We start from the raw sequence: 12,235 nt of genomic DNA, 5'->3' as shown, positions 1-12,235 counted from the left end.
CGCTCTACTTCCCCTTCCCCAGGAAATCCTTGATGCTGCCCACGATGGCGTCCTTGTCCCTGATCTCGCTCACCACCACCCGATCGTCCTGCGAGAAGTGCTCTTTCAGATCCTTGATGAACTGGCCCGAGCCGTACGGGCTCTCGACCTGCCCGTAGGCGAACATGTTGACCCGCGGCAGGATCTGGGTCTTGAGCACGTCCACGCAGGAGAGCGTGTCGTCCATCGACCAGTTGTCGCCGTCGGAGAAGTGGAACGGATAGATGTTCCACTCGTCCGGCGGGTAGTCGTTGTCGATGATCTGCGAGCAGAGCTTGTAGGCGCTCGAGATCATCGTGCCGCCGGACTCGCGCGTGTGGAAGAACGTGTCCCGGTCGACCTCGCGGGCGATCGCGTCGTGGATGATGAAGCGCGACTCGAGGCCCTTGTACTGGCGGGTCAGCCACGCATCGATCCAGAACGACTCGATGCGCACGATCTCCTTCTGCTCGTCGCCCATCGACCCGGAGACGTCCATCATGTAGATGATGACCGCGTTCGCGACGGGCTCGGTGATCGTCTTCCACGAGCGGTACCGCTTGTCGTCCGGGACGGGGACGACGACGGGCGCCGTCGGGCGGAACGTCCCGCTCGAGATCATCCGCTTCAGCGCCTCGCGGTACGTCCGCTTGAAGTGGCGCAGCGACTCGGGGCCCACCCTGCGGATGCCGGAGTAGCGATCGTGGGCGTTCGAGATCTTGCTCTTGCCCTTGTCCTGGATGTCGGGCAGCTCGAGCTCCTCGCCGAGGATGCCGGCGAGCTCCTCGAGCGTGACGTCGACCTCGAGGAGGTGGTCCCCCTCGCCGCTGCCCGCCTGCCCCTGGCCGGGCTGCTTGTCGTCCGAGCCCCCCACGGGGTCGCCGGGGTTGCCGTCGCCCTGCCCCACGCCGCCGCGCTGCTTGTCGCCGAAGCGGAAGCGCGGGATGTCGATCTGAGGGATGGGAATCGAGACGAGGTCCTTCCCCTTTCGCCCGATGAGCTCGCCCTGCGAGATGTACTTGCGCAGGTTCTCGCGGATGCGGCCGCGAACGATCTGACGGAAGCGCCCGTGATCCTGGTCGATCTTCAACGACACGCTCGCGAGTGTAGCATCGGAAGCCGCCTCGGGTCCGCACGTTCGGCGGGCCGCCGAGGTCTCCCGCCCCGGGGGCGTCGCTTCGCCGCTTCCCCGCTTCCGTTCGGCATCTCCATCTCCACTTCCCCTTCCCCACGTCCCCGCCGTTGCCCCACCGCCACGCCCGCCCGTCGTGAACTGACCCCGTGTTAGCCTCGGCGCCGTGCTTTTCCGAGCGCGCTCCCTCCTCGTGTTCCTCGTGCTCGTGGTCCTCGCGGGGCCGGCCCTCGGGTGCGGCTCCCGAGAGCAGCTCGCCGGGCCGCCCGATCTCGCGGGCGCAGGGGGCGCCCCCGACGCGCCGCCCCCGGACCCGCCGGTGTGCCGGGAGGACGGGCTCCCCTGCCAGGGCGCGGCGGACTGCTGCAGCGCCGTGTGCGCGCAGGGGATCTGCGGCGGCGACAGCTGCGCGCGGGACGGCGCGCCGTGCGCCGCCCCGGGCGACTGCTGCGCCGGCCTGTGCACAGGCGGGCTCTGCGGGCAGGGCTGCTCCGCCGACGGGGCGCCGTGCCAGAGCGCGGCGGACTGCTGCACCGGGGTCTGCATGGGCGGCGCCTGCGGGCGGGGCTGCTTCCGGGACGGGAGCGCGTGCGGGTCCGCGGGGCAGTGCTGCTCGCTGAGCTGCGTGGACGGCGCATGCCGCGCGCCGTGCAGCCCGAACGGCGCGCGCTGCATCGCGGGCGACGCGTGCTGCAGCGGCGCCTGCATCGCGGGCGTCTGCGCCGAGGCGTGCGCGCCCGACGGCTCCGTGTGCGGCCAGAGCGCGGACTGCTGCACCGGGCGCTGCAACGCGGGCATCTGCGGCGGGTGCATCTCGGACGGGGACGCGTGCGGCTCGGCCGACGCGTGCTGCTCCGGCGCCTGCGCGCAGGGCGTGTGCGGGGGCGCGGCGTGCTCGCACGCGCCGTGCGCGATCGGCGCGCCGCTCGCCGCGGAGTGCGGCGGGTGCGCGGCGGAGCTCTGCCGGTTCGATCCGTTCTGCTGCACCACCAGCTGGGACGAGATCTGCGCCGGCGAGGTCCCCAGGCTCTGCGGGCTGGTCTGCGCCGAGTGCGCCGAAGACGGCGGCCGCTGCGCGTCCGGCGAGGCGTGCTGCAGCGGCGCGTGCGAGGACGGCGTCTGCCGGCCCCCGTGCACGCCCGATGGCCAGCCGTGCGCGGACGCCGGCGAGTGCTGCAACGGCAGCTGCCAGGACGGCCTCTGCGGCGGCCCCGCTTGCTCATCCGACGGGACGGGCTGCGGAGGATGTGTGGCCGAGAGCTGCTGCGCGCAGCTGAACCAGTGCCTGCTCCGTTCCGCTTGCGCGGACGACGTGGCGTGCTTCTTCGGCTGCCTCGACAAGGGGAGCGGCCCCGCCGTCTGCGGCTTCGAGTGCATCCACAGCCCGGAGACGTTGCAGCTGCTGCGCTGCGTGGGCACGAGCTGCGGCGGCGGCACCTGCTTCTGACGCGGGGCGCGATGGCGTCGCGAGGGGAGAGGGTCCCGCGCGGGCGACGCGCTCGCCGCGCCTGCGGCTCCTCCGAGCGCGTCTGGAGCGCGGATTTGCCGGGCGCCTGACGCGCAATAGGCGCTTCCGCCGGGGTTGGCTACAGCGGATCCTGATTTCGATTCCGGTGCTTCCCGCCGACTTTCCGACCGGGAAAGAGGGAAGGCTGTGGCACCATGAGTCCACGAGCGAGCTCATGTCGAGAGAGCTCGGGGGGAGGGCTCAATGCCGAGAGGCGAGACATCGAAGGATACGTCCAAGCAGAGAAAGCGGGTTCAGAGCAGCGAGCGCGAGCAAGCTGCGCCTGCGAACTCCCAGGGTGAGGCCGGTCGGAAGGCGCCGCGCAGGCGGACGAAGGCCGCTGCCGGCGCGCGGATGGCCGCTGGGTCGACCCGGCGGGTGACCCGGGCGAAGAAGGGAGCGAGCAAGGCAGGAGCGAGCAAGGCAGGAGCGAGCGCCTCGGCGCGGCCGAGCGCGCCGCGGAGCACCGCGGGGACGCAGAAGAAGAAGACCGGCAGCGCGTCGAGGAAGACGACCGCCGGACAGACGAGCCGGCAGCAGAGCGGCGCGGCCAAGAAGGCGGCCACGACGAGGAAGCGGACCGCCACCGGTGGCGCGGCGGGGCGCGGCCGGAGCTCGGCTGGCGCGACGCCTGCCGGCGGGCGCAAGACGACGCGCTCGGCGGGCGCGAAGCGCGCAACGCCGCAGCGCGCAGCTGCGATGAGGAAGCCGTCCGCCAGCGCCCGCGTCGGGCGCGGAGCAGCACGGCGAACGAAGGCGGCGCAGCCGGGCGCACAGAGGGCGGGGCAGAAGCGCGCGACCGCCGGCAAGCGGTCGGCGGCCAGCTGAGCTGCAGCATCGGGCGCGCCGCTCGCCGCGGAGCGCCCAACCGCACCTTTCCCGGCGCATCCCATCACAGACATCCCAAGAAGGCGCCGGCAGAGGCTCGGCTGTCGAGCCTCCGCGCCCGGCCGCGATCAGGGCGGTGACGGCAACGGCTCGCCGACCATGAGGACCACCCAGGTGGCGGCCAGGAAGGGATACGGCGCCCCGCCGAGGCCTGGCATCGCCGACCGCCCGCGCCGCGCGCAGAGGGGGCAGCCCGCGTCGCCGCGCCGGCCGAACAGGTACCGGCGCGAGGGCGGCGGCGACGCAGGACAGACGACCTGAACTTCATCGCCCTCCATCACTCCGCGCAACCCCCCCATCTCGCCCTGCAGCGGAAGCGCCTCCGTGCGCCCGGTCTCCTGCGACGCCCCGCGCGACAGCGGAGCGCGACCGCCCTCGCGAAGCCAGCGCTCGATGGCCCGACAAGCAGCCGCTGGCGTAGGGCGATGCTGGACCATCGTAGGAATGTTCCTTCTGCCGAGCCGAACACAAGCGGCCCAGGCTCCGGATGTAACCCCGCACTGCGGGCGAGGTTCATCCTAGCAGGATCCCCGGACCATGCATGGATGACATTCCGTATCTGCGTGGTGCTTCCCACCGCGACAGCCTGTTGTCTCGGCTGTCGTCATGATTGTCGTCTCGTACGCTTCCGTCTGCTCCCCCTGCTCAATCGATATCTCCGAGGCGCACGCGGAGGGCAGGGCGGCGACATGGCTGCGCAGCGCGGCAGCGTGCCCCGCCGCCGGCTGGCGCGCAATGGAGCACAGACGCTCCCCGGCTCGCGCTCTCCAGCGATCAGGCGAGGCGGATAGCGACAGGACATCCCGGAGAGGCGCGAAGGCGAGCCCCGATGGCGCGCGGCGCTCGCCGGGTCGAGCGGAGAGGACGCTCTCCGCCCATCGTCAAGGATCGTTTGCGGGGCAGCTCGGGATGGAGACGACGTGGCTCAGGAGAATACCGACATGCGTCCTTCAGCCCTGGCGGGAAGCTCCGGGGCCGGCGCACGGGCGCCGGCGGGGCGGCGGACGCGAGCGAGGCAGGTCACTGCGGGATGGGGATCGGCGGCGGCTCGTCGTCGGGCACGATGCAGGACGACAGGTCGAACAGCATGAAGAGCAGCGCCTTCTCCTGAGCGCTCAGCTCCTCCGTGGAGCACCCCCCCGGGAAGGGCGGGCCCGTGAGGTCCGCCGCAGAGACATGGATGTCCGTGAACACGAGGCGCCCGCACTGCTGATCTTCTGCGGCGTCGACGGGCGTGTTGAAGGTGAAGTACTGGACCCCGGGCGGCTCGGGTTCATCGTAATAGATCCACCGGGTCGAGATGCCTTCGGTCACGTCGCTCACCGTGTGCTGCGCGCCGTTGATCACGATCTCGCCGGGGACGTCCGACGCGCCGACGTTGACGAGCCACTCCGCGAGGGCTTGCCCCTTCGGGAGCGTGGTGTCCACGCGCGCCGTGAGGGGGCTCTCCGGGTCCTCGATGTTGTTGTCCCAGACCGCCGTGTCCGGGAACGGCGCCGGCCCCTTCTTCAGCCAGACGTTGTGCCAGTGGGACGCGAACACGCGCCCGCCGAGCGAGGTATAGTCCAACATGGCCTGGCGCGCGGGGCCGGGCTTGTCTTCCTGGTGCGGATCGCCCTCGCAGGCGAGGATCACCATGTCGTACTGGCGCAGGGCCTCGACGGTCCCCCAGAGGCTCGTGGCCGGGGTGAACTCCGCGCCTTGATTCAGGCCATCCGCATAGCGCGTCGTCACCACGTGATCGACGTCCCCGCGGCCGGCGAACAGGTTGATCCGTCCGGTCCCGGTCTCCGGCGTGAACTCGCTCTCATCGATCCCGAGCTTGTGCAGCAAGCACTCGAGCGGATCGGCGCCGCCCGTCGTGAGCGCGATCTTCGGGATGTGCCCCTCCGATTGGTTGCGCGGCAACCGGATGATCCCGGCGTCCGTCGCGGTGTCCTCGCATCGCTTGACCACGGGGAGCGTCATCTCGCGGCGCCATTTGCCCACCTGGACCACCAGCGGGATGTTCTCGCCGACCGGCACGTCCTCCAGGACGAACTTTCCTTCCGTATCGGTCAGCGCCGTCACGAGGGGTGAGCCGGAGAGCGTCGCGCTGCACTGATCACAGGTCGCGCCGTCGGGGATGGGATCGAGCGGCGCATTCGGGACGTAGACGATCACGTTGTAGAGCGGCAGTTTGCCCGAGGGGTCGTATACGGTGCCGCTCACCGTGGTCTTCGCCCCGTTCTCGCATTCGACCTGCTGGCACTCGAGGCCCTCGCAGCCCCCTGCGCCTCCGACGCCGCTCCCGCTGGCGATCGCCGGGAAGCCGCCGAAGCCACCGCCGCTCCCACTCCCGCCGCCAGGCCCAAAGCCGCCAGGCCCCGCACCGCCGGACGCTATGGGCGCCGTGCCCCCGGTATCTCCGCAGGAGCATCCAGCCATGACGCCCGGTGCTACAGCGATCGCAGCCATCAAGACTCCCGCCTTGCCCGACCAAGTCACCATTTCGAGCCTCCCGGCGACGCGAGCAAAGGTGCTCTGCTGCCGCCCAGTCTCTATCGTATGCCAGACTGTAGAAATCGGGAAGTATGTCCAGCAAAGAGCAGGAATGGAGCGATGGGTTATTAGGGCGAGTCCTGATACCTCTGACTACCGCGTCCGCGGAGGACACGCGTGTCGCGCGGTCGGACGGCCTGGACAGCGGATCTCCGTGCGTCCGACATGGTGCGTGACGCAATGACAAGAGGGATTGACGGATAGATGATTCGTAACGAGCGCGTTGCCCTGGCGCGCCGCGCAATCGCGCCGCGAGCGAGGCCCCGCGACGAGCGCCTCTCGCGCCTCCGGCTCGCCTGAGCCCGCCTCGGGCCGGACCGGCGGATTACTGCGGATCGACGCGGGTCAGCCCGAACCAGAGCACGGCGTGCCACCGCTCGTGCCACTTCAGCAGCATCGGCCCGATCGCGAGCCCGGCCTCCACGGTCCGCAGCTCGTCCTTGAGCGCGCGCACGGGCCAGGGATTGCCGAACGCCTTCTCGCCATACGTCAGCGCGAGCGTCGGCTCGCCGTCGAGCTCCGAAGGGAGCAGCTGCGCCTTGAAGCGGCACACCCGGCTCCCGAAGACCACGTTGGTGCCGGAGTTGCCGCCATGATCGAACTCGTTCCCTTTCCAGGGCATCCAGCGCGACGCGAGCGCCGTGATCAGCGGGCGCGTCGCCAGGTGGATCCCGGCCGTCGGCTGCAGGGCGAGCAGGCGCCCTCGCGGTAGATCGCCGAGCTCCGCCGGATCCGCCGGCTTCCCTGCCTCGTAGAACTGCCTCAGCGTAGCCGGGTGCGCGCCGACGAGGCTATCGAGGGAGGTCGTCCTGGTGCCATGACGGTGCCCGACGGACGGGCGTGCGCTCTGCTCGCTCTGGGTGGTCATCGGAGCGCCTGGCATTCCACCGCGTCCGACAAGGGTCAACGGCAACCGTCAGCGCTCGTCTTCGCCCGGTTCCCCCGGTTCCTTCGGTTCCCCCGGTTCCCCCGCGCTCGCCGTGTTCGCCTCTCGCGCCTCTCGCGCCTCGCCGAAAGGCGCCGCGCCGCCCGCGACGATCGCCTGGTACGCCCGGCGTACGCGCTCGGTGATCGCGCCGTAGCGCGCGAGCAGCTCGCGCGCGGCCTCGGCCGCGGTGCGGCCCCGGATGCCCGTCCGACGCGCGAGGGTCGGGACCCCGGGCGCGTCCTCCTCGAGGAGCTGCGAGGCGTCGGCGTGCACGATGCGGATCCGCTGCTCCAGCTTGCGCAGGAACGCGTGGCCGTCCCGGAACGTCTCGGCGTGCTGGGCCGAGAGGTGTCCGGCCGCGGCGAGCGCGTCGATCGCCGCGAGCGTCTCGGTGGTCCTGACGCGCGGATCGGCGCCGTGCCGGATCTGAAGGAGCTGCACCGCGAACTCGATGTCCGCGAGGCCGCCCCGCCCGAGCTTGAAGTCGCGGCGGCCGCGGCGCTCGTGCGAGAGCTCTAGCTCCATGCGCAGCCGGAGCCTGTGGATCTCCTCGGCGATCCGATCGAAGTCGTCCGCCTGGAGGTACGCGGCCTCGTGCGCGATGGCGATCGCCTCCGCCCCGAGCTCGGGATCGCCGGCCGACGCGCGCGCCCGGATCAGCGCGAGCCGCTCCCAGATCGCCGCGCGCATGTGCCGCGCGCCGGGCGACGACTCCGGCTCCGCGGGCGCCGGGGAAGCCGCGTCGGCGCGGCGGATGCCGTGGTAGCGAGCGAACGAGTCGACGGACGTGACGAGCAGCCCCTGGCTGCCCGACGGGCGCAGGCGCGTGTCGAGCTCGTAGCCGGGGCCCGCCGCGTGCGACATGGAGATGAGCCGGATGATCTGCCGCGCGCGCCGCGCGTAGTACGTGCCGGGGTCCGACGCGACCCCGTGCTCGCCGGGCGGCGCGCACGCCGGGTCGAACAGGAAGAAGACGTCCAGATCCGAGCCGTAGCCGATCTCGCGGCCGCCGAGCTTGCCCATCGCGATCACGGCGAGCCCTCTCACGGGCTCGCCCGCGGGCGTCCCCAGCGCGAAGCGCGTCGCGGCCTCGAGCGACGCGTCGGCCAGATCCGAGAGCGCCAGCGTCGCCTCGCGCGTGCCGACCTCGCCGCTCAGGTCGGCGAGGCCGACCTCGATGGTGACGCGCGCCTTGGCGCGCCGGAGCGCCCCGATGAGCGCCTCCTCCGGATCCTCGTCCGGCGACGCCTCGCTGAGGCTGGCCTCGATCGTGTGTCGGATCAGCTCGGCGCTCGGCGCGCCGCGCGCGAACAGGACGGCGTCGACGAGCTCGGGGTACCTCACCATGGCGTCGCCGATGAACGCGCTCGACCCGAGCGCCTCGACGAGCCTGCGCAGCGCGCGAGGATCGTCGCCGAGCATGCGCGCGTAGACGGAGGAGTGCCTGATGCGGGAGAAGCACAGCCGGAGGAAGCGCGCGGCCTGCTCCGGATCGGCGGCGTCGACGACCGCGGCGAGCAGCGTCTCCGCGAGGGACGAGGACGCCTCGCGGCTGCGCGCGCCGAGCAGGCCGTCCGGGTGACGCGAGAGCTCGAAGAGATCGTCGGCGACGTCGCGGAAGCGCGCCGCAAGCGTCGCGTTCGGCTCCGGCGGCGCGGCGGGCTCGGGCGCGGCGCCGCCGGCGCCGGCCGCCGGCTCGCCGCCGAGGACCAGCACGGCGTGCTTCGCCAGCGCCTCGGCGAACGCGTCGCGATCGCCGTGGTCGAGCGCGGCCATCGCGTCGATCCACCGCGACGGCCGGGAGCTCCCCTTCGGCAGGAGCGACAGGAGCCGGGCCTTGATGCGCCCCCGGCGCTGCGCGGTGTCGGCCAGGAACGCCGCGGCGTCCTCGAAGCGCAGCGTCCGCGCGAGGCGCGCGATCTCCGCCTCGCTGTCGGGGAGGAGGTGCGTCTGCACGCCGGTCGCGGACTGCACGGCGTGCTCCGCGCGCCGGAGCGCGAGGTAGCCCTCCACGAGCTCCCGCCCCTCCCGGTCGGTCACGTACCCGAGGGCGCGCAGGCGCCGCAGGCCGTCGAGCATGCCCTGCGCGCGCGCGCGGGGCTCGCGCCCGCCCCAGATGAGCTGCAGGGCTTGCACGAAGAACTCCGCCTCGCGGATCCCGCCCGGGCCGAGCTTCAGGTCGCGCGACGCGTCGTGCGGGAGCTCCGCGCGAGCGCGCTCGACGAGCTCGATCATGTCGACGGCGAGCTGCGGATCGACCTGGCGCCGCCACACGAACGGGCCGAGCACCCCGAGCGCCTCGGCGCCGAAGTCGAGATCGCCGGCGATCTCGCGGGCGCGGAGCAGCGCGGCGCGCTCCCAGAGGCGGCCGAACGACTCGTAGTAGCGCTCGGCGGCGGCCAGCGAGTTGACGAGCGGACCGCTCCGGCCCTCGGGGCGGAGCCGGAGATCCACGCGCCAGACGAAGCCGTCCTCCGTGACCTCCTCGAGCGTCGACGTGAGGCGGCGCGCGACGCGGGCCCAGAAGTCGTGCAGGGTGACAGAGACGGCGCGATCGCCGGGCAGGCCCACGTGCCCGTCGTCCGTGTCGTAGAGGTAGATCAGATCCACGTCGGAGCCCGCGTTGAGCTCGTCGCCGCCGAGCTTCCCCATCCCGAGCACGACGAACTTCGAGCGCGCGCCCGTCGCGGTGCGCGGCTCTCCGAACCGCGCGGTCACGGCGGAGACGGCCTCGGCGAGCGCGACCTCGATCGTGGCCTCGGCGAGGGCGGTGAGCTCGCGCGCGGTGACGTCGATGTCCGCGCCGCCCGCCGACGGCGGGAGCAGCTCGCGCAGCGCGACGCGGATCCGCTCCTCGCGCGCCACGCGCCGGAGCTCCCGCCGGACGCGGTCCGTGTCCGAGACGTCGCCGACGCGGCTCCGGATCCGCGCCAGGTACGTGCCGCGATCGCGGGCCGTCTGGTGGCCTTCCGCCGCGAGCCGCTCCACGATGTCCGGATTTGCCTCGATGATCGCGCCGATCGCGGGGTAGGCGGCCGTCAGGAGCGCCGCGATGGCGAACGGCATCGTCCCGGGACGAAGCCGAGACGACAGCCGCTCCGCGCGGTCCTTCACGCGTTGCTCATCGATCGCGCTGGCGATCTCCAGGAGCCTCGAGACCTGTTGCATGGCGGGAGGCTAGCAAGACCGTGGGGGCGTGAACGGCGGTTCCGCAGGGCCCGACCGCCGGTTTATCGCGACCTGGCCCCACCTCGCGCCTTGGCGGCGTCGCTCTCAGATCCTATGCTCGCCGGGTGCGATTGCTCTGCGTCTCGGATATTCACGGCCACGCCGACGCGCTCGCGGCGGTCCTGGCCACGGCCGAGCGCCGAGGGTACACCCAGCTCCTGGTCGCCGGAGATCTCTGCTTTCCCGGCCCGAAGCCGCTCGAGACGTGGCGCCGGCTCACCCAGGCCAAGGCGGTTTGCGTACAGGGCGTATCGGATCGCGCCCTGGCGACGCTGGACCTCGACAAGGTCAGGGCGCGGAGCGAGCACGAGCGAGCGCGGCTCGATCGCCTGTCCCAGACGCGCACCGAGCTCGGCGAGCTGATCCTTGCGCGGCTGGCGCGGCTCGCCCCGACGTACCGCCTGCCGCTCGAGGACGGCGGCGAGCTCGTCCTGGTCCACGGCTCCCCGGCGGATCCGCTCGAGCCGATCTCTCACGACATGACGGACGAGGAGGTGCTCTCCCTGCTCGGCGACGATCCGGCGGATGTCGTGATCTGTGGTGGCTCCCACGTCCCGTTCGATCGGATGGTGGGCGGCGTGCGCATCATCAACGTCGGCTCGGTGGGTGAAGCGCCGTGCTCGCTGCGGAGCGACGTGCGGGGCGCCGTTGATCACGTGCGCGTCGGTGCGCGCGCCCCTGGCGAGCTTGGCGAGCTTGTGCGGAGCGGCGGTTCCGTCACCGCGTATGGCGCGATGCACGCCGACGCGACGTTCATCGAGATCCGGGCGGGCGAGCTCTGGGTCGAGCAGGTCGTGGTGCCGCTCGGCAGGGCTGCGTGAGCGCGCGGGTGAGCAGGTGCGCGGGTGCGCTCCGTCGGGAGCGACGCGCAAGTCGTGGGAAACGCTCGAACCACGCGGACCACGCGGACCACGCGGCCCACGCGAACCACGCGCGACGCTCCGTCACGCACCCTACCCGACAGGGAACATCGCCTGTGCCATGCCCTCCCGCTTGAACCTATTTCAAGGATTTAGGATCATCCTCAGGGAGCATGGGCAGCTACCTCCCCGACGATGACTTCGAGGCCACGCGGGTGGCCAACGTTGGGGAGCTCCACAAGGAGATCCCGGCGCGCTCGCCGAAGGACCGCGCCTACCTCATCGTGCTCGCTGGCTCGAACGTCGGCGAGATGTACCGGGTCGAGGGCGCCGAGATCGTGATCGGCCGGGCATCCGGGGCGACCATCCGGCTGAACGACGACGGCATCTCGCGGCGCCACGCGCGCCTCCTCCAGATGGACAGCCAGGTGCTGATCGAGGATCTCAACAGCTCGAACGGGACGATGGTGAACGGCGAGCACGTCACGCGCCTCGCCCTGCACGACGGCGACAAGATCCGCCTGGGCTCGACGACCATCCTCAAGTTCACCTACCACGACCACCTGGATGAGTCGTTTCAGCAGCAGATGTACGACGCCGCGCTGCGCGACGCCCTCACCAAGGCCTTCAACAAGAAGTATTTCCTGGATCGGCTCGAGACCGAGGTCTCCTATGCCCGGCGGCACGGCGCGCACCTGTCGCTGCTCATGTTCGACGTCGATCATTTCAAGAGGATCAACGACACCTTCGGGCACCTCGCCGGCGACTACGTGCTTGCGAGGATCGCCAAGATCGCGAGCCACACGGTGCGGACCGAGGACGTGTTCGCGCGCTACGGCGGTGAAGAGTTCGGCATCCTGTGCCGCGGCGTGGGGCTCGAGAATGCGGGCATCCTCGGCGAGCGGCTGCGCCTCCTCATCGAGGGGTCGGTCTTCGAGCACGAGGGCGTTCGCATGCCGACGACGATCAGCGTCGGCGTCGCGGCGCACCCCGAGCTCTCGGTGCAGACCGGCATGGAGCTCATCGCGGCGGCCGATGAGGCGCTCTACGAGGCGAAGCGCACAGGCCGCAACCGCGTGCTCCTGAAGTTCGGCGCGAAGCCGTAGAGCGGGGCCCCGGCTCATCACACCACC

The 12,235-nt window shown here is 71.6% G+C and carries 9 protein-coding genes; 3 read left to right on the top strand and 6 right to left on the bottom strand.

Translation table 11 applies throughout. The features are described 5' to 3' along the window. Nucleotides 1–4: 4 nt before the first annotated feature. Nucleotides 5–1,114 carry a DUF444 family protein gene (locus WMF19_RS10100; protein WP_272101451.1) on the bottom strand — a complete coding sequence of 370 codons (1,110 nt, stop codon included), beginning with the start codon at nt 1,112–1,114 and terminating at the stop codon, nt 5–7. 202 nt (nt 1,115–1,316) lie between these two features. Between WMF19_RS10100 and WMF19_RS10095 the strand changes: the two genes are divergently transcribed. After that, nucleotides 1,317–2,597, top strand: a complete 1,281-nt coding sequence (locus tag WMF19_RS10095) for a hypothetical protein (RefSeq protein ID WP_437898876.1) — start codon at nt 1,317–1,319, stop codon at nt 2,595–2,597. Nucleotides 2,598–2,911: 314 nt separating this feature from the next. Here the strand turns inward: WMF19_RS10095 and WMF19_RS10090 are convergent, their stop codons facing one another. The 5 genes from WMF19_RS10090 to glnE form a co-directional block, all read right to left on the bottom strand. Continuing rightward, entirely contained in the window at nt 2,912–3,550 is a 639-nt protein-coding gene (locus tag WMF19_RS10090; RefSeq protein ID WP_437898875.1) for a hypothetical protein, read from the bottom strand. 63 nt (nt 3,551–3,613) lie between these two features. Further along, nucleotides 3,614–3,982, bottom strand: coding sequence for a hypothetical protein (locus WMF19_RS10085; protein WP_437898874.1), 369 nt, complete (start codon nt 3,980–3,982; stop codon nt 3,614–3,616). A 583-nt stretch (nt 3,983–4,565) separates the two neighbouring features. Next, nucleotides 4,566–5,972: a carboxypeptidase-like regulatory domain-containing protein gene (locus tag WMF19_RS10080; RefSeq protein WP_437898873.1), complete on the bottom strand. Its 1,407-nt coding sequence runs from the start codon at nt 5,970–5,972 to the stop codon at nt 4,566–4,568. A 439-nt stretch (nt 5,973–6,411) separates the two neighbouring features. Then, complete coding sequence (locus WMF19_RS10075; RefSeq protein WP_437898872.1) at nt 6,412–6,954, bottom strand: hypothetical protein; 543 nt, start codon at nt 6,952–6,954, stop codon at nt 6,412–6,414. A gap of 48 nt (nt 6,955–7,002) precedes the next feature. After that, nucleotides 7,003–10,182 (bottom strand): bifunctional [glutamate--ammonia ligase]-adenylyl-L-tyrosine phosphorylase/[glutamate--ammonia-ligase] adenylyltransferase, encoded by a 3,180-nt coding sequence (gene glnE / locus WMF19_RS10070; RefSeq protein WP_437898871.1) that lies wholly within the window; start codon nt 10,180–10,182, stop codon nt 7,003–7,005. A 125-nt stretch (nt 10,183–10,307) separates the two neighbouring features. Between glnE and WMF19_RS10065 the strand changes: the two genes are divergently transcribed. Together WMF19_RS10065 and WMF19_RS10060 are read left to right on the top strand one after the other, a co-directional pair. Then, nucleotides 10,308–11,063, top strand: a complete 756-nt coding sequence (locus tag WMF19_RS10065; protein ID WP_272101444.1) for a metallophosphoesterase family protein — start codon at nt 10,308–10,310, stop codon at nt 11,061–11,063. Nucleotides 11,064–11,275: 212 nt separating this feature from the next. Then, complete coding sequence (locus WMF19_RS10060; RefSeq protein WP_437898870.1) at nt 11,276–12,208, top strand: diguanylate cyclase; 933 nt, start codon at nt 11,276–11,278, stop codon at nt 12,206–12,208. Nucleotides 12,209–12,235: the final 27 nt, after the last annotated feature.

It is taken from the genome of Sorangium sp. So ce124 (genome assembly GCF_051525235.1).
In the GTDB taxonomy this organism is placed as follows: domain Bacteria; phylum Myxococcota_A; class Polyangia; order Polyangiales; family Polyangiaceae; genus Sorangium; species Sorangium atrum.
The sequence above is the reverse complement of the archived record's forward strand: the minus strand, read 5'-3'. Positions and strand labels throughout refer to the sequence as shown.